General features: G+C 63.3%; 18 protein-coding genes. 8 read left to right on the forward strand and 10 right to left on the reverse strand.

The features are described from left to right. Positions 1-10: 10 nt before the first annotated feature. Together ilvM and ilvG are read right to left on the reverse strand one after the other, a co-directional pair. On the reverse strand, positions 11-268 hold the full coding sequence (gene ilvM, locus I6L36_RS12035) for an acetolactate synthase 2 small subunit (RefSeq protein WP_010676086.1): 258 nt from the start codon (positions 266-268) through the stop codon (positions 11-13). Further along, positions 265-1,911 carry an acetolactate synthase 2 catalytic subunit gene (gene ilvG, locus I6L36_RS12040; RefSeq protein WP_201921217.1) on the reverse strand — a complete coding sequence of 549 codons (1,647 nt, stop codon included), beginning with the start codon at positions 1,909-1,911 and terminating at the stop codon, positions 265-267. The genes ilvM and ilvG overlap by 4 nt, the downstream gene beginning before the upstream one ends. Before the next feature lie 384 nt (positions 1,912-2,295). Between ilvG and I6L36_RS12045 the strand changes: the two genes are divergently transcribed. The 3 genes from I6L36_RS12045 to I6L36_RS12055 all read left to right on the forward strand — a co-directional run bounded on the left by I6L36_RS12045 (position 2,296) and on the right by I6L36_RS12055 (position 5,800). After that, the gene (locus I6L36_RS12045) at positions 2,296-3,813 is read left to right on the forward strand and encodes a YifB family Mg chelatase-like AAA ATPase (RefSeq protein ID WP_045522719.1); all 1,518 of its coding nucleotides are present in this window, start codon (positions 2,296-2,298) and stop codon (positions 3,811-3,813) included. A gap of 132 nt (positions 3,814-3,945) precedes the next feature. Next, on the forward strand, positions 3,946-4,845 hold the full coding sequence (locus I6L36_RS12050) for an acyltransferase (protein ID WP_143236905.1): 900 nt from the start codon (positions 3,946-3,948) through the stop codon (positions 4,843-4,845). A 7-nt stretch (positions 4,846-4,852) separates the two neighbouring features. Further along, on the forward strand, positions 4,853-5,800 hold the full coding sequence (locus tag I6L36_RS12055) for an acyltransferase (protein WP_201921214.1): 948 nt from the start codon (positions 4,853-4,855) through the stop codon (positions 5,798-5,800). On the opposite strand, the gene I6L36_RS12060 is transcribed toward I6L36_RS12055, so the two are convergent. From I6L36_RS12060 to I6L36_RS12070, 3 genes are read right to left on the reverse strand one after another with little or no spacing between them, the layout of a single operon-like run. Beyond that, positions 5,743-6,219, reverse strand: coding sequence for a DUF523 domain-containing protein (locus tag I6L36_RS12060; RefSeq protein ID WP_201921212.1), 477 nt, complete (start codon positions 6,217-6,219; stop codon positions 5,743-5,745). The two genes, I6L36_RS12055 and I6L36_RS12060, sit on opposite strands and share 58 nt — an antisense overlap. Further along, entirely contained in the window at positions 6,216-6,521 is a 306-nt protein-coding gene (locus tag I6L36_RS12065; RefSeq protein WP_143236902.1) for a hypothetical protein, read from the reverse strand. Before I6L36_RS12065 ends, I6L36_RS12060 begins: the two co-directional genes overlap by 4 nt. Before the next feature lie 16 nt (positions 6,522-6,537). Continuing rightward, complete coding sequence (locus tag I6L36_RS12070) at positions 6,538-7,188, reverse strand: DNA mismatch repair protein MutT (protein WP_201921210.1); 651 nt, start codon at positions 7,186-7,188, stop codon at positions 6,538-6,540. A gap of 74 nt (positions 7,189-7,262) precedes the next feature. Between I6L36_RS12070 and I6L36_RS12075 the strand changes: the two genes are divergently transcribed. The 5 genes from I6L36_RS12075 to phnE all read left to right on the forward strand — a co-directional run bounded on the left by I6L36_RS12075 (position 7,263) and on the right by phnE (position 12,341). Further along, complete coding sequence (locus I6L36_RS12075) at positions 7,263-7,898, forward strand: nicotinamidase (RefSeq protein WP_119197178.1); 636 nt, start codon at positions 7,263-7,265, stop codon at positions 7,896-7,898. 1 nt (position 7,899) lies between these two features. Further along, entirely contained in the window at positions 7,900-9,078 is a 1,179-nt protein-coding gene (pncB, locus tag I6L36_RS12080; RefSeq protein WP_104452104.1) for a nicotinate phosphoribosyltransferase, read from the forward strand. A gap of 124 nt (positions 9,079-9,202) precedes the next feature. Then, positions 9,203-10,048, forward strand: a complete 846-nt coding sequence (locus I6L36_RS12085) for a putative selenate ABC transporter substrate-binding protein (protein WP_043153390.1) — start codon at positions 9,203-9,205, stop codon at positions 10,046-10,048. Then, positions 10,045-10,806 (forward strand): phosphonate ABC transporter ATP-binding protein, encoded by a 762-nt coding sequence (locus tag I6L36_RS12090; RefSeq protein WP_043153387.1) that lies wholly within the window; start codon positions 10,045-10,047, stop codon positions 10,804-10,806. The genes I6L36_RS12085 and I6L36_RS12090 overlap by 4 nt, the downstream gene beginning before the upstream one ends. Beyond that, the gene (gene phnE / locus I6L36_RS12095) at positions 10,794-12,341 is read left to right on the forward strand and encodes a phosphonate ABC transporter, permease protein PhnE (protein ID WP_109112443.1); all 1,548 of its coding nucleotides are present in this window, start codon (positions 10,794-10,796) and stop codon (positions 12,339-12,341) included. Before I6L36_RS12090 ends, phnE begins: the two co-directional genes overlap by 13 nt. A gap of 80 nt (positions 12,342-12,421) precedes the next feature. Here the strand turns inward: phnE and I6L36_RS12100 are convergent, their stop codons facing one another. The 5 genes from I6L36_RS12100 to I6L36_RS12120 all read right to left on the reverse strand — a co-directional run bounded on the left by I6L36_RS12100 (position 12,422) and on the right by I6L36_RS12120 (position 17,398). Further along, the gene (locus tag I6L36_RS12100) at positions 12,422-13,030 is read right to left on the reverse strand and encodes a thiol:disulfide interchange protein DsbA/DsbL (RefSeq protein WP_053287991.1); all 609 of its coding nucleotides are present in this window, start codon (positions 13,028-13,030) and stop codon (positions 12,422-12,424) included. Positions 13,031-13,239: 209 nt separating this feature from the next. Continuing rightward, positions 13,240-14,229 (reverse strand): serine/threonine protein kinase, encoded by a 990-nt coding sequence (locus I6L36_RS12105; RefSeq protein ID WP_039039688.1) that lies wholly within the window; start codon positions 14,227-14,229, stop codon positions 13,240-13,242. Positions 14,230-14,303: 74 nt separating this feature from the next. Beyond that, the gene (gene ccoG / locus I6L36_RS12110; RefSeq protein WP_216986699.1) at positions 14,304-15,752 is read right to left on the reverse strand and encodes a cytochrome c oxidase accessory protein CcoG; all 1,449 of its coding nucleotides are present in this window, start codon (positions 15,750-15,752) and stop codon (positions 14,304-14,306) included. A gap of 197 nt (positions 15,753-15,949) precedes the next feature. Then, the gene (locus I6L36_RS12115; protein WP_010676098.1) at positions 15,950-16,213 is read right to left on the reverse strand and encodes a YihD family protein; all 264 of its coding nucleotides are present in this window, start codon (positions 16,211-16,213) and stop codon (positions 15,950-15,952) included. Positions 16,214-16,243: 30 nt separating this feature from the next. Further along, entirely contained in the window at positions 16,244-17,398 is a 1,155-nt protein-coding gene (locus I6L36_RS12120; RefSeq protein ID WP_039039690.1) for a diguanylate cyclase, read from the reverse strand. Positions 17,399-17,506: the final 108 nt, after the last annotated feature.

The following is a 17,506-nucleotide window of genomic DNA, read 5'->3' on the forward strand; positions in this document are numbered from 1 at the left end:
GCTTGGCTCCTTAAGCTCTGATCCGGGGTTGCTGTTCCAGTGCATCGACCCGGGAGACATCCACCAGCTTCACCAGCTGGCTCCACAACTGCTGGATGGGACGTACCGATTCGACAGTAACCGTGATCCGCAGCTGTTGGCAATCCTGCTCCATGTTGAGGGCGCAGAGATTGAAACCGCGGTGACGGACCACCCGCAGCACCCGTTCCATCACTTCGGGTCTGGGTTGGGCATGGATTTCCAGGGTGCTGGTATTGAGCTGGTTCATGGGCGTTGCTCCATCATCTTGTGGTTGGCGACTCCTGGCGGAACCAGGGGCCAGACATTTTCTTCCTCTGAAATAGCCACATGCAGCAGATAGGCACTCTCGCTCGCCAGCAGGCGATCCAGTGCCGGACCTATCTCTTCCTTGCATGTGATGGTCTCGCCGGGAATGCCGAAGGCGGCAGCCAGGGCGACGAAATCGGGGTTGTCGGACAGATTGGTCTCGCTGTAGCGACCGTCGAAGAACAGCTCCTGCCATTGGCGCACCATGCCGAGGCGCTGGTTGTCCAGCAGCACCATCTTCACCTTGAGCCGGGCCCGGCGGATGGTGCCGAGCTCCTGCACGTTCATCATGAAGGAGCCGTCGCCGCTCACCAGCACCACCTCGTCATCGGGGCGCGACATCTTGGCGCCGATGGCGGCGGGCAGGCCGAAGCCCATGGTGCCGAGGCCGGCACTGGAGAGGTGGTTGCGCGGGCTGGTGAAACGCATGTGCTGGGCCACCCACATCTGGTGCTGACCCACATCGCAGGCCACCACGCTGGTGTCAGGCAGCTGGCTTGAAAGCTCTTTGAGCAGGGCCGGGGCGTAGATGGCCTGACCCGGATGGTCGTAGCGGAAGGCGTATTCCCGAGCCATGGTGGCGCAGTACTCGCGCCAGGGGTCGAGGGTCAGCGTCATCGCCAGGGCGGGCAGCACACGCTTGAGATCCGTGGTGATCCCCACATCGGCGGCGCGGCGCTTGCCGAACTCGGCGGCGTCCACATCCAGGTGGATCACCTTCGCCTCGGGGGCAAATTCCTCCAGCTTGCCGGTCACCCGATCATCGAAACGGGCGCCTACCACCACCAGCAGATCGCACTGCTGTACCGCCAGGTTGGCGGCCTTGGTACCGTGCATGCCGAGCATGCCCAGATAAACGGGGCTGTCGGGATCGAGGGCACCTATCCCCTTGAGGGTGGTGACCGCCGGCATCCCCGTGGTGGCGGCAAAGTCGCGCAGCTGCTGCTCGGCATTGGCCATGCCCACCCCGCCGCCGACGTAGAGTACCGGACGCTCAGCTCCGGCCAGCAGGGTACGGGCGACCGTCAGCTCGGCCTGATTCAGGGGGTCGGGTTCCTCCACGGCAAACAGCGGGCTTTGAGAGGGAACGGCGGCCAGTTGCACATCCTTGGGCAGGTCGATGAGCACGGGGCCCGGACGCCCTTCGGTGGCGATGGCGAAGGCTTCGGCAATGACCCGTCCCAGATCCGCCGGGTCCGTCACCATGAAGGAGTGCTTGGTGCAGGAGAGGGACATGCCGAGCACGTCCACTTCCTGAAAGGCATCGGTACCGACGGCGGCGCAGGGCACCTGGCCGCTGATGGCCACCAGCGGTACCGAATCGAGCAGTGCCTCCGCGAGGCCGGTGACCAGGTTGGTGGCGCCGGGGCCAGAGGTAGCGATGCAGACCCCCACCTGACCGGAAGCGCGGGCATAACCCACCGCAGCCATGGCGGCACCCTGCTCGTGGCGGCAGAGCTGATGGGCCAGGCCACCGTCATACAGGGCGTCGTAGACCGGCATGATGGCCCCGCCCGGGTAACCAAACACCTGGGTCACACCCTGTTTCTTGAGAGCCTGTACCAAAAACTGCGCGCCGTTCATGTGGAAAATCCTGTCCTTTGGTCGAAAAAAAACCCCCGGGCCGTGAGGCTCGGGGGTCGCTTGTTTCGTTCTGTCCGGTGGTGGGTCTATCCCTTGTTCCGTGCAGCCAAACGAGCCCCGAGCGGTGAGATAATAATCACCACTAGGACCACAATAATGCTGACGAAACGGGAGGCCATGTTCATAGTTACAACCGGAAATCCTGTGAAATGGGAGCGGAGCTTGCCGCGAATGGCTATTAGAACTAGCACGGTGATTTTTATTGGGCAAGCACTTTTTACCTGACAAGACTCTGATTTTGACTGCTCTGAAACCTGACAACTGGAACAAAAAACTAATAAAAAACGGTTAACCAGCATATACATCAAACCAAGGACGGTATTTATGTCATTAGCTGTTGTTTATAGCCGTGCCAGCCTGGGGATAGCGGCGCCGCAAGTCACGGTGGAGGTGCACCTCTCCAACGGCCTGCCCGCCTTCAACATGGTGGGGTTGCCGGAAACCTCGGTGAAAGAGTCGCGGGATCGGGTGCGCAGCGCCCTGCTCAACGGCAATTTCGAGTTCCCGAGCAAACACATCACGGTCAACCTGGCCCCTGCGGATCTGCCCAAGGAGGGGGGCCGTTTCGACCTGGCCATCGCCATCGGCATTCTCGCAGCATCCAAGCAGATACCCGCAAAATACCTGCTAGACCACGAATTTTTAGGGGAATTGGCCCTGACCGGCGAGATCCGCCCCGTGCTTGGGGTACTCCCCTCGGTGCTCGCCTGCCGCGACGCAGGGCGCACCCTGCTGGTCCCACGGGAGAACGGTCCGGAGGCTTCCCTCATACAGGATGCCGAGGTGCGCACCGCCCACCAGCTGCTGGCGGTCACCGCCTGGCTGGCGGGCCAGTACGAACTGCCGCTGCCGGAACCCCAGAGCGCGGAGACCCTGCCCGACGTGCCGGATCTGCAGGACGTGATCGGTCAGTCCCAGGCGAAGCGGGCGCTGGAGATCGCCGCCGCCGGCAGCCACAACCTGCTGTTCATCGGCCCCCCCGGCACCGGCAAGAGCATGTTGGCCAGCCGTCTGCCCGGCATTCTGCCGCCGCTCAGCGAACAGGAGGCGCAGCAGACCGCCGCCATCCACTCCATCGGCGGCCTCACCCCCCGCGCCGGCCACTGGCACCACAGGCCGTATCGCACGCCCCATCACAGCGCCTCGGCGGTGGCGCTGGTGGGCGGGGGTACCCATCCCAGGCCTGGCGAAATTTCCCTCGCCCACAACGGGGTACTGTTTCTGGATGAACTGCCGGAGTTCGAGCGCAAGGTGCTCGACTCCCTTCGCGAGCCGCTGGAAACCGGGCACATTACCATCAGTCGCGCCGCCCGTCAGGTGGATTTTCCCGCCCGCTTCCAGCTGGTGGGTGCCATGAATCCCAGCCCCTGCGGCCATTATGGCGACGGCCAGACCCGCTCCAGCCCGGATCAGATCCTGCGCTATCTGGGCAAGCTCTCCGGCCCCTTTCTCGATCGGTTCGATCTGACGGTAGAGGTCCCGCTCTTGCCCAGGGGGAGCCTGACCGGCAAGGCGGAGCGGGGGGAATCGAGCCAGCAGATACGCGAACGGGTGCTGGGGGCGCGAGAGCGCATGCTGAGTCGCAGCGGAAAACTCAACAACCTGCTGGATAGTCGTGAAATCGAAGATGTTTGCAGATTATCGCCACAGGATGCCGAGTTTCTGGAAGGTGCCATCCAGAAGCTGGGGCTCAGCATCCGGGCCTGGCACCGCATCCTGCGGGTATCGCGCACCATCGCCGATCTGGCGGGGCACGCCACCATCGAGAGAGCGCATCTGATCGAAGCCCTGGGCTATCGTGCCATGGACAGGCTGTTGTCGCGGCTGCGCGGGGGCCAGTGAGCGGGGGAACGGCAGCAGCCACCACACGACCCGGAAAGGGCGCCACCATGGTCTAGTCGTGGGCCGGCTGATATTATGGCAACAGATCTGACCACTTGGTTGCCATCCACCTATACGAAGACGGATTCCACCATGCCCAACAAGCTGATAGAGCGACTGCGCGGCAGCCTCTCGACCCTGCTCTATTTCATCAACACCCTGTTCTGGTTTGTCCCCGTCCTGCTGCTTGGCCTCATCAAGCTGCTGCTGCCCTTCAAGGGGGCGCGACGTCTCTGCAACACCCTCCTGGACGGCTGCGCCACCCACTGGATAGGTTTTAACAATCTGATCCAGAAAACCATTATCAACACCCCTTTCGATGTGGTCGGAGTGGACAAAGGGCGCCGGAATGAGTGGTATATGGTGATTGCCAACCACCAATCCTGGGTCGACATACTGGTATTGCAGCGGATTTTTAATCAAAAAATCCCCTTCCTGAAGTTTTTCCTCAAGAAAGAACTGATTTGGGTACCTTTTCTCGGTCTGGCCTGGTGGGCGCTGGATTTCCCATTCATGCGGCGTTATTCCCGAAAATTTCTGGAAAAGCACCCGCATCTGAGGGGAAAAGACATAGAAACCACGCGCAAGGCGTGTGCCCGTTTCCGCCATATGCCGGTGAGTGTGATGAACTTCGTGGAAGGGACCCGCTTCACCGTCGGCAAGCACGACAGGCAAGGGGCACCCTATCGTCATCTGCTGCACCCGAGAGCAGGGGGCATCGCCTTCACCCTAGCGGCCATGGGGGATCAACTGCACAAGCTGGTGGATGTGACCATCGCCTATCCCGGCGGCGTCCCCAGCTACTGGGACTTCATGTGCGGTCGGGTCAAGGAGATCAAGGTTCGGGTCCGCTTTCTGCCGATCGAACGCAATCTGGTGGGGGATTACTTCAATGACCCCGAGTTCCAACAAGAGTTTCAACAGTGGTTGAACGGGATCTGGTGCGAGAAGGACCAGACCCTGGATAAGCTGCTGGCGGACAAGACGCAGTAAGACACTCATGCCAAACCTGCTCCCGGGCCCCCTGGTGCTGTTCATCAGCGCCGGCCTGACCATACTGTTTACCGCCCTGTGTGCCAGCCTGATCCTGCTGGTTTCTCTGGCCAAACTGCTGCTGCCCGTACCGGCCTTCGGTCGTGCCTGCAGTCGCCTCAACAACCGTTTCATGCGCCTGTGGCTCGGCTGCAACGCCCTGGTGATCCGCCTCACCACCCGCATCGACTGGCAGGTGGAGGACGACACCCGGCTACGCAAGGATGGCTGGTATCTCATCATCAGCAACCACCTGAGCTGGACCGACATCGTCGTGCTGGGCCATCTCTTCCGCGACCGGCTGCCGGTGCCCAAGTTCTTCATGAAGCACGAGCTCATCTACATCCCGCTGCTGGGGCTCGCCTGCTGGGGGCTGGACATGCCCTTTATGCGCCGCTATTCGAGAGAGTTTCTGCTGCGCAATCCGCACCTGCGGGGCAAGGACATCGAGACCACCCGCAACGCCTGCGAGAAGTTTCGCCACATCCCCACCACCGTCATCAACTTCGTGGAGGGGACCCGCTTCACCGAACAGAAGCGTGACGCCTCCCGCTCCCGCTTTCGCCACCTGATGCCGCCCAAGGCGGCCGGGCTCGCCTTCACCCTGGCGGCCATGGGCGATCAGTTCGACAGCCTGATCAACGTCACCATCAGCTACCCGGACAACACCGAGACCCCCTTCAAGGACTTCCTGATGGGGCGGATGAAGCGCATCCGGGTGCGGATCGAGGAGCTGCCGGTGGACGAGCAACTGGTAGGGGATTACTTCAACGACAAGCAGTTCAAGCGCGGCTTCCAGGAGTGGCTGAACCAGCGCTGGCAGGAGAAGGACGAAATACTGGAAGGCTGGCAGCGGGCTCAGGCGCCCATCCCATTGACCGCCAAGGAGAGCGCCGACGCCAGTTCGGGCAGCTGATCCTCGCTGAACACGGCGATGCCGTGGCGGCGCAGCAGGGCGGTGGTCTTGCCCTCGCCCGCCACCGAGACCCCTTCGAAGCGGCCGTTGTAGATACGGCCGCTGCCGCAGGAGGGGCTCCCCTCTTTCAGCAGGGCGAAGCGAATGCCCTGCTGCTGGCAGAGCGCCAGCGCCAGGGCGGCGCCGCGATCGAACTCGGTCGTCACATCCAGCCCGCTTTCGGTGACTACAGACTCACCCTGCCGCTCGGCGGGTGGTCGCGGGGTCGGCAGCCCCCCCGCCACCTCGGGACAGAAGGCCAGCACCCGCCCCTCCGCTCCCAGCGCCTGCAGCCAGTCGCTGACAATCCCCTTGCTCTGGCCGTCGTAGCGCACCGGCTGGCCCAGTAGACAGGAGCTGACTAAGATTTTTTCCTTCACACCTGTGCCTTATGAATTTTATTAAAGCCAACCCACCCGGTACTTTTTGCTGTTTCAACAATGAAATCCATATCTATTAGATCGCCATCGGGCAGTAGCTCTTCACTAATTTCTATAGAGCCATAAAAGCACTGTTCATGGTCTGCCCATCCGACAGCAGCAAGAGTGTAAACTTGCATTCCTTCATGCAAACGAAGCCCTGAAAATGGTGCGAAAGGCAAGTTAAGCTCTTTGGAACCACTGCAAAAACAGGTCTTATCTACATCCCGCACAATTAATGAAAGCTTCACTTTGTAATTCATAGCAATAGCGCTCTCTTCATGCCTCAGCCCCGTTCATCACCTGATCGAACATCACGCAGCAGGGGCTCTCCAGCCGGTAGAGAATGGCGGGCCGCTGCTTGCCGGTACGCTTGCGCCCTGTGTCCACCAGGATGTCGGCACGGTGGAGCCGCTTGCGAAAGGCGGCCGTGTTCATGGGGGTCTGCAGGACGATCTCGAACGCCCGTTGAACCTCGGAGAGGGTGAATTCCGCCCCCAGCAGATGCAGCGGCAGGGTGCTGTAACGGCTCTTGATGCGCAGCCGCTCCAGCCCCATGGCGACCAGCTTGCCGTGATCGAAGGCGAGTTGCAGGCCGGGCAGATCGTCCAGAGGATGCCAGCGACCGCGCACCGCCCCCCCATCGGGATCCGCCAGACAGAGATAGACGAGGGTGGTGGACCAGCCGCGGGGATCCCGCTCCAGGTTGCCGAGGGTACAGACCTGCTCGCTGTAGCAGTGCTCCAGCCCCCACTCTGCCAGCAGGCGATGGCGAGCCGCGTCCAGATCCCGATCCCGGGTCTCGTCGATGCGCAGGGCCGGCAACTGCCAGCAGTGGGCAAAGGGGGGGCGATCCCGGGTCTCGAGAAGCAGTTCGAGCCGCTCCTCGCGCAACCGCAGCACCACCATATCCAGACTCATTCTCGGCATCCTGGTCGACCTGCTCGCCTTCTAATAATGTTTGGTAGATAATATCACAAGAATATTATGTGAAGGAGCCATCCATGGGAATCATCGCCAGCCTGGATATTGATGCGCAGAAGGGATTCACTCCCCTCTGCCCGAACGAGCTGCCCGTCGCTGGCGGGGATACCATAGTGGCGGCGCTCAATGCCCAGGCTGCCCTCGCCACCCTGCGAGTCGGCAGCAAGGACGCCCACCCCGCGAACGCTGCCTGGGTCGTGAGCGAGCCGGCCGCCATGCTGCAACCGCTGGATCTGCCCAACGCCGACCTCACCTGGCCGGCCCATTGCGTGCCGGGCACCCCTGGCTTCGAGCTGCTCGACGGCCTGCCCGCCCCCATCGACTACGACTTCTTCGTCTGGAAGGGGGTCGAGCCGGATCTGCACCCCTATGGCGCCTGCTACCACGACCTCGCCGAGCGTCGCAGCACCGGGCTTATCGAGTTCCTGCAGGCCCGCGGCGTCGCGACCGTGCTGGTCGGCGGCCTCGCCACCGACTACTGCGTCAAGACCAGCGTGCTGCAACTGCTCCGCGCCGGCTTCCGGGTCATCGTCCACCTCGATGCCTGCCGCGGCATCGCCCCCGAGACAATCGACCAGGCCCGCACCCGGATGATCGAGGCCGGCGCCGAGCTGGCCCAGACCCTGGCCGATGTACAACGCCTGCTGGACGCCTGATATGCCCCCGATCCTCAACAGCCTGCTCGACACCGATGCCTACAAGCTGCACATGCAGCAGGCTGTGTTCCATCGCTACCCGGATGCCGAGGTGGTGGCCGAATTCCACAGCCGCAACGAAGAGGATCTGCTGCCCATGATGGGCGAGATCGAGGAGCAGCTGCGCCTCGCCGGCTCCCTGCGGCTGACCCGACCCGAGCTCGATTTTCTGGCCGAGCGCCCCTTCTTCACCCCGGATTATCTGGATCACCTGCGCCGCAAGCCGCTGGATGCCTCCCTGCTCAAGGTGTTCGAGCAGGATGGCCGCATCAATGTGCGGGTCGAAGGGCCCTGGCAGGACGTCATCCTGTGGGAGATCCCGGTGCTCGCCATCATCAGCGAGATGCGCAACCGCTTCCGCTACCCCCAGTTCGGCGTCAGCCAGGCACTGGAGCGGCTCGACCAGAAGATCGACAAGCTGGAACGGGAGCTGAGCCGGGAGGAGATGACCGAGTTCAACCTCATCGACTTCGGCACCCGCCGCCGCTTCTCCCATGCGGTGCAGGATGCCGTGGTGGGCCGCCTCCAGGATCGGCTGCCGGCGTTTCGCGGCACCAGCAACTACCAGCTGGCCCAGAAATACCGGCTGCCGGCGGTGGGCACCCAGGCCCACGAGTGGTTCCAGGCTCACCAGCAACTCGGCTTCCCGCTGGAACTCAGCCAGCGCGCGGCCCTCACCAGCTGGCTGGACGAGTTCACCAACCACCTCGGCATCGCCCTGACCGACTGCATCACCATGGATGCCTTCCTGCGCGACTTCGACTTCGAGCTGGCGAGCCGATATCAGGGGTTGCGCCACGACTCCGGTGACCCCGTGGTCTGGGGCGAGAAGGCCATCAGCCACTACCAGCGCCTCGGTATCGATCCCGCCACCAAGACGCTGGTCTTCTCCGACGGCCTCGACCTCGACAAGGCAGTCCGGCTGTTCCGCCACTTCAGTGGTCGCATCAACACCAGCTTCGGCATCGGCACCAAGCTCACCTGCGATCTGCCAGGCGTCACCCCGATGAACATCGTCTTCAAGCTGATGGAGTGCAACGGCGGCCCGGTCGCCAAGATCTCCGACAGCCCGGGCAAGACCCTGTGCCGGGACGCGGACTTCATCCGCAACCTCAAGCAGGCCTTCCACGTCGGGGTATAAGACGCCTTTTTGAGTGTCCCATCTTGCGCACTGCGCCGATGGCCCCCTACCATGACTCACCTGAAAGGTCCGGCCCCCGTCGGACCTTTCGCTTGTTCGAACGCCAGACCACAAGGAACCACTCATGACCTCCAGATGGATATTCGCCCTCACCACCCTGCTCGCCAGCCTGAGCGCCGTCGCCGCCGAACCGCTGCGGGTCTCCGCCATCCCGGACGAAGCCCCCACCGAGCTGCAGCGCAAGTTTGCCCCCCTGGGTGACTACCTGGCCGAGAAAACAGGCCGCGAGGTGGTGTTCGTGCCGGTCAACGACTACGCCGCCGTGGTCGAGGCGCTGGCCGCCGGCAAGCTGGACATGGCCTGGCTCGGGGGCTTCACCTATGTGCAGGCACACCGCCGTGCCGACAAGGTGGTACCCCTGGTGCAGCGTCAGGAAGATGCCCAGTTCACCTCCAAGTTCATCGCCAATGCCGACAGCGGCATCAAGACCCTGGCCGACACCAAGGGCAAGGACTTCGCGTTCGGCTCCCCCTCCTCCACCTCCGGTCACCTGATGCCACGCCACTTCCTGGCCGAGCAGGGCATCAACCCGGAACGTGACTTCGCCCACGTCGCCTTCTCCGGCGCCCACGACGCCACCGTCGCCTGGGTCGCCTCCGGCAAGGTGCCGGCCGGTGCGCTCAACGCCTCCGTGTGGGAGAAACTGGTGGAAGAGGGCAAGGTCGACACCACCAAGGTCAAGGTGATCTGGACCACCCCGACCTACTTTGACTACAACTGGACAGTACGCGGTGATATGGATCCGGCCCTGCAAGAGAAGATCAAGCAAGCCTTCCTCAGCCTGGATCCGGCGGTGCCCGCCCAGGCCGAGATCCTCAAGCTGCAACGCGCTACCCGCTTCATCGAGACCAAGCCCGAGAATTACCTGGGCATCGAAGCCGCCGCCACCCAGGCCGGCCTGCTGAAGTGATCGCCGTCGCGCTGGACGGGGAAGGATTGCGGCTCGGCCAGAGCCGCATCCTGCAGCCGTTCAACCTGCAGATAACGGCAGGCGAGTGCGTGGCCATCATAGGGCCGAGCGGCGCGGGCAAGACCAGCCTGCTGCGGCTGCTCGGCACCGAGCTGCGCGGCGAAGGCAGGCTCACCCTCTGGGACCAGGATCCCTGGACCCTCTCCACCCGGGACCGCCAGCGGCTGCGCAGCCGGATCGGCATGGTCTGGCAGCAACCGCCGCTGCCCGCCTCCCAGCAGGTGGTGACCGCCGTGCTGGCCGGCCGGCTCGGTCAGTGGTCCCTCGGCCGTTCCTTACTCTCCCTGCTGCGCCCCTGCGACCCCGAAGGCGCGCTAGCCGAGCTGGCGCGCCTCGGCCTCGCCGACAAGTGGCAACAGCGCTGCGGCGAGCTCTCCGGTGGCCAGTTGCAGCGGGTCGGCATCGCACGGGTGCTCTATCAGCAGCCGGATCTGATCCTGGCGGACGAGCCCGTCTCCGCCCTCGATCCCGTGCTCGCCCAAGGCAGCCTGGATGCCCTGCTGGCACAGGCCCGCGCCCGGGGCAGCACACTCATCGCCAACCTGCATGCGGTCGAGCTGGCGCTCGGCCGTTTCCCCCGCATCATCGGCCTGCGGGAGGGGCGAGTGCTGTTCGACTGTCCGGCGGCGGCCGTCACCCCGGCCATGCTGGCCGAGCTCTACGCCGGTGATGACGAGGCGGCGGCGTGTTCAATTTGACTAGCCGCTGGCGCCATCCCCTGCCCTGGTTGCTGCTGCTCATCGGCTACAGCCTGTGGCAACAGGCCGACGGCTGGCTCGGCCTGTTCGACGGCCAGAGCTGGCGGCAGATGGGCAACTTCCTCGCCACCAGCTGGCCGCCCCGCATGGATCGGGACTTCCTCGTCCTGACCCTGACCGCGACCCTGGAGAGTCTGGCGGTGGCGACATTGGGACTGGCGGGCGCCCTGCTGCTCGGCGTGCCGTTCGCCCTGCTCGGCTCCCGCGCCCTGTCGCTGGCCGAACTGGGGCCGGTGCCCAGCCCGCTGCGCGGCGCCTTGCGGGCCCTCTCGCGCCTCGTCGCCATCGTGCTGCGCAGCCTGCCCGAGCTCATCTGGGCGCTGCTGTTCGTGCGTCTGTCGGGGCTCGGGCCGCTCGCCGCCATCCTGGCCATCGCCGTCAGCTACGGCGGCATGCTGGCCAAGGTCTACAACGAGATCATGGAGAGCGGTGCCCTGCAACCGGCCCGCGCCCTGCTGCTGGGCGGTAGCGGCCGGCTGCAGGCGCTCTGGTACGGCGTGCTGCCTGCGGTGCGTCAGGAACTGCTCTCCTACACCGTCTACCGCTGGGAGTGCGCCCTGCGCGCCTCCGTCATCATGGGCTTCGTCGGCGCCGGCGGGCTCGGTCAGCAGCTCGAACTCTCCCTGCGCATGTTTGCCGGTGGCGAGGTGGTGACCCTGCTGCTGGCCTTCATCCTGCTGGTGACGCTCGCGGATGGCCTCAGCGCCTGGCTGCGCCACAGCCGCTCCCCCGGCCTGCTGTTGCTGATCTGCCTGGGGCTGGCCGCTGTCCTCGCGCTGTATCAGCTCGACTGGCGCATGCTGAGCTTCTCACTGGGGGGCCTGGGCACCTTCCTGGGGGAGTTTTTGCGACCGGACTGGTCATGGCCCTTCCTCAAGACAGTGGCTATGGGCCTGCTCGATACGGTGCAGATGGCGCTGCTAAGCACCCTCTTCAGCGCCCTGCTGGCCCTGCCGCTGGCCTGCCTCGCGCGCCACTGCTGGCCGCTGCGGCTGCTGTTCAACCTGCTGCGCTCCGTGCCCGAACTCATCTTCGCCAGCCTGCTGGTGATCGCGGTCGGACTGGGGCCGGTGGCGGGCATACTGGCGCTGACCCTGCACACCACCGGGGTGCTGGCGCGGTTGTTCGTGGAGACCCTGGAGAACGCGGATCCCGCCCCTCGCCTCGCCTTGCAGCTGAGCGGGGCCGGCCCTACGGCCTGCTTCTGGTACGGGGTGTTCCCCCTGGTGGCGCGCCAGTGGCTGGCCTACAGCCTCTATCGCGGCGAGATGAACCTGAGGGCCGCCACCATACTCGGCGTGGTTGGCGCCGGCGGCCTGGGACAGCAGCTCTATGTCTCGCTCAGCCTGTTCCGCTACGACCAGACCGCCACCCTGCTGCTGGCCATACTGCTGCTGGTCTGGCTGGCGGAGGCCCTCAGCCGCCGCACCCGTTTGCCTCGCCCGGCCCCCAGCCAGCGGGATTGCCAGATCTGAGGCCCGCCTTGCATGGCCCTGATAAACAAAAAGCCCGCCGGTTTGCACCGGCGGGCTTTTTTTCACGAGGTCAGTCTGGATCAGTCTTTCTTCGCCAGCAGGAATTGCACCAGCTGGTTGAACTGTTCCTGGGAGGTGATGGATTCGATTTTCACCATGTACTTGCCGTTCACCAGGAAGGCCGGCACGCCGCGCACGTTGTAGCTCTCGGTGTTGCGGTCGAACTGGGAGACCATGCCGGAGACGGCGAAGCTGTCGACGGCACCGTCGAACTCCTCGGCCGGCACGCCGTTGTCCACGAAGATCTGCTTCACGTCACCACGGCTCTGGGGGATCTGGCGCTGGGTGTGGATCTTGTCGAAGATGGCCGGGGTCAGCTTGCCTTCCACGTTCAGCAGATTGGCGACGGCGTAGGCACGCTGCATCTCGGGACCCATTTCACGGCCCAGGAAGGCCACCGGGTTCTTCTTCATCGGCACGCCTTCCGGCAGGCTCTTCTTCAGATCCTCGGCAATCGGCTCGAACTTGGCGCAGTGCGGGCAGAAATAGGAGAAGAACTCCATCACTTCCGGCTGGGCGCTGCCGGTCTGGCTGACCACGTCATAGTTGACACCTTCCTTGAATTGCGGGGCGGCGTGAACCATGGGGATCATCAGCATGGCAGCGAGGAAAAATAGTACTTTTTTCATGACGTTTCCTGTTAAGGGATCACTGTGAGGCACGCCCGGCGAACCGAAGCAGTCCAAGCCTATTGCCTCACCCTCGTGCCGTCAATGGCAAAGGCAGACAGGCGGGACCGCCATCCCGCCTCCCACGGGCACCTTGCCGCTGTGGCAATGGTACGGGCGACACCACCAGCGGACGCCCCGTGGCGTGGCGATCTGCCGGGCTCACGCCCCTACCACTGCGGCATCAGGCTGAGCGGCGGGGCCTTCAATGCCTCGAGCTGATCATGCAGGGTTGCAATCTGCTGGCGCCAGTAATGTTCGGTGTTGAACCAGGAGAAGTGGCGGGGGAAGGCGGGATCTTCCCAGCGTCTTGCCAGCCAGGCCATGTAGTGGACGATGCGCATGGCGCGCAGCGGCTCGATGAGCGCCAGCTCCCGCGGGTCGAACTCCATGAACTCCTCATACCCCGCCAGCAGGGTATCGAGCTGGATCTGCTGCTCATGACGCTCCCCGTTCAGCATCATCCAGAGATCCTGGATGGCAGGGCCGGTGCGGCAATCGTCGAGGTCGACAAACAGGGGGCCGTCACGCCACAGGATGTTGCCCGGGTGGCAGTCCCCATGCAGGGAGATGCGCGCCACATCCAGGGTCATGGCGTCGCATACGTGCCGGATCAGCTCGTCCAGCACCCCGAAGAAGGACTTGGCCAGCCCGCTCGGCAACCACTCGCCTGCCGCCAGCAACTGACGCGGCTCGTGCAGCATGCTCTCCACATCCAGCGGAACCCGGTGATGAAAGGCATGGCTGGCACCGACGCTGTGGATGCGACCGAGGTAACGCCCCACCCACTCCAGCTGGTCCAGGTTGTCCACCTCGAACTGACGCCCCCCGACGCTCTGCCAGATGGCAAACGGGTAGCCCTGATGCTCCAGCAGGGTCTCGCCGGCAAAGGCAATGGGAGCGGCGACCGGGATCTCAGCTTCACAGAGGCGAGCGGCAAACGCGTGCTCTTCCAGGATCTGTGCCCGGCTCCAGCGACCGGGGCGGTAGAACTTCACCACGTAGCGACGGCGATCCTCATCCTGGAACTGATAGACGCGATTCTCGTAACTGTTGAGCTCGATAAGGCCGGAGTCGATGCGCAAGCCGCTGAGATCGATGGCATCCATGATGAGATCGGGATTGAGGTCGGAATAGTTGAAACGCATGTCATCCACCATAGAAAAGGGGCGCTGTTGCGCCCCATTCTATCACCACTGTCTGCCGTTTCCGTGCATGGCGGTGCGCCTTGCCGTCACAACCTGCTGATAAACTTGCTCGGTTGGCGCAAGGTCCCCTTGCTGTCGTCCGGCGCCGCGCCTTCCCGCTTGAGCACGAACTGGACGTCCAGAGTGGGGCGCTTCAGGTTGAAGGGATCCACCGCCAGACTCACCGGCAGGGTATAGATCTCGCCCGCCTTTAGGGTCACCTCGCGAGGACCGAACCACTGGTACTCCGGCAGCCCTTCCACGTCCAGCCGGTAGGTCTGGGAGTTCAGGGTCTTGTTGAGGATCTTCAGGGTATAGGTGTTCTCGATGAGCCCCTCGCTGTTTTCCCGGAACAGCTGGTTGCGATCCCGCAGGATGTCGAGCCCCATGGGCATGATGGACATGGCGTTATAGATGAAGACCCCCAGCATGACGACCATCACCAGGCCATAGCCAATCAGCTTGGGCCGAGCCACCTGGGTTTCACTGTGGGCCAGCTTGTGCTCGGTGGTGTAACTGATGAGCCCCTTCGGATACCCCATCCGCTCCATGGTCTGATCGCAGGCGTCGACACAGGCACCGCAGTTGATGCACTCGTACTGCAGGCCGTCACGGATGTCGATACCGGTCGGGCAGACCTGCACGCAGAGGTCGCAGTCGATGCAGTCCCCCAGCCCCAGGGCCTTGGGATCGGCCTTGCGACCACGGGCGCCGCGGGTCTCGCCACGCTGGCTGTCATAGCCGACGATGTAGGTGTCCTTGTCGAACATGGCGGACTGGAAGCGGGCATAGGGGCACATGTGGATACACATGATGGCGCGCATCCAGCCGGCGTTGCCATAGGTGCAGGCGGCGAAGAACAGCACCCAGAAGATGACCCAGCCTCCCGCCTGCAGGGTGAAGAAATCGGGCACCAGGTGAAAGACATCCTGGAAGTAGGCGACGAAGGTCAGCCCCGTGCCCAGCGACAGCAGGAGCCAGGCCAGGTGCTTGGCGCCCTTCCGGGCCAGCTTCTCGCCGCTCCAGGGCGCCGCATCCAGCTTGCGACGCTTGTTGGCGGCTCCTTCCAGCTTCTCCTCGAACCAGATGAACAGGAAGGTCCACACCGTCTGGGGACAGAGGTAGCCGCACCAGACCCGGCCCAGGAAGGTGGTCACAAAGAAGAGGGCGAAGGCCGCGATCATGAAGACCCAGGCCAGCAGGGTGAGATCCTGCGGCCAGATGGTGGCACCGAAGATATGGAACTGCTGGTGCTCCAGATCGAACAGCACCGCCTGACGGCCGTCATAACGCAGCCAGGGCAGGAGGACAAAGAGCGCGACGAAGAACCAGCCCATGGCCTTGCGCACCCGCTGCCAGTAGCCGGTCTGGGAGCGGACATAGATGCGGTTGCCGGGGTTGAACCTGTCATCTCCCGCCTTGAAGGTGTTGGGATTGAAGGTCCCGGTGACGTCACCGGTCACATCCTTGATGTCGATCTTGTCCTTGTCGGCCATTGCAACACATCGCTCCACTCATATTGTTATGAAAGCGATTATATCTTAAACAACCTGCTAATTGTGTGGGTTAAATGTATCTATAGTTCGAGTCCCGTCGCAATTTCAGGCAACAAAAAAGGCCCATAGCCAGTTGACTATGCGCCTTTTCACAGATTCTTTTGAAACCCTTCTCTGATGGCGATGTGACGGCCGGATTACTTGATGCCGCGTGCCTTGAGCAGGGCCTCCTTGAAGTCGGGCACGTGATCCTTGGCCAGCCCCGGGATCATCGCCTGCTTGTCGGATTCCCGCATCTTGAGGTGGTAGATCAGCATGTCGTCGGTCAGTGCGGACAGGGGACCGTCAAATCCCGCCTCCTCGGCCAGTTTGGCAACAAACTGCACCAGGCTGAGATCCTGCTCCTTGATCCAGGCAGGCTGCAGCAGTTCCAGCAGCTCTTCGATACGATGACATTGCATAGACGACCTCTTTAATCTGTCTTGTGAAACTCAGGCAACCTTACCCATCAAGGCTACTTCGATACGATCCCGGCCATTATGCTTGGCCTGATAGAGCGCCGCATCCGCTTTCTGGATAAGCTCGGCAATGGAGTGATGCTGATCCGGCACCAGGGTCGCCACCCCGAAGCTGCAACTGACCCGCCCCGAGACCCGGGATTTGTGGTGGGGAATGCCGAGGGCTCGCAACGAGGTACGCACCTGCTCGGCGATCTGCATGGCCCCCTGCAAGGTGGTGCAGGGCAGCAGCAGGGCGAACTCCTCTCCGCCGTAACGGGCAGCGAGATCGTCTTCCCGCCGCAGCACTTCGGCCAGCAGGCTCGCCACCTGTTGCAGGCACTGGTCCCCCACCTGATGACCATAGTGATCATTGAACTGCTTGAAGTAGTCCACATCCACCAGCACCAGAGAAAGAGGCGCCCTGGCACGGTGGCAGCGACGCCAGGCGCGCGCCAGGGAGTCGTCGAGATGGGCCCGGTTGGCGATGCCGGTCAGACCGTCGAGGCGGGACGTGAGCTTGAGGTGCTCGGAGACCGCCTTCAGCTCGGCCACCAGATCCGCATTGGAAAAACTGTGGTAGAGAGAGGCCACCTGATCCCGCCGCAGGCGCCGCAGCAGTGTCGGCAGAAAGACGAACAGATACCCCGCCAGCATGCAGGAGACGATACGCTCCTGGGTGTTGCCGCCACTGAGCTCGAACAACATGGCAAACCCGAGGGGCAGCACGGCCCCATAGAGGGTACGACGGCTGCCGAACAGCATGATGGCACTGCCGGTCAGGATCAGGCTGGAGAGCATCATCATGGCGGCACGATAGGTGTCTGGCAGCTTGTCCATGTAGAGCAGCACGCCCAGTGCCCAGACGATGGAGGTGATGGTCACCCCGACAAAGAGCTCGCGCTCGAGCACCGGCAGCGGAAGCTCCGCTAGCCTGGGCTGGCGCCAGCGCAAATGCCACCAGCGCCCCAGCAACAGCAGCAGGACCAGACCGAGCCAGCCCAGCGACTCGCTGGCCGGCAGGTAATCGTGGAACAGCAGGCTCCAGCTGATCGCCAGCAGCCCCAGGCAAGGCAGGCTGAAGGAGGCATGGGTATAGAGCTGGACCATGATGGCCCGCCGCACCTGATATTTCACACTCTGTGTCAACTGGGTACTCCCTGTACAAGAGCCGCACAGTTTAACACTCCCCTTTCCTGCTCAACAATCAATCGACCGCTATTAAGCTGCCACTCAGCGCGTCCTCTCCCGCACAGG

This window comes from Aeromonas sp. FDAARGOS 1406, assembly GCF_019048565.1.
In the GTDB taxonomy this organism is placed as follows: Bacteria; Pseudomonadota; Gammaproteobacteria; order Enterobacterales; family Aeromonadaceae; genus Aeromonas; species Aeromonas caviae.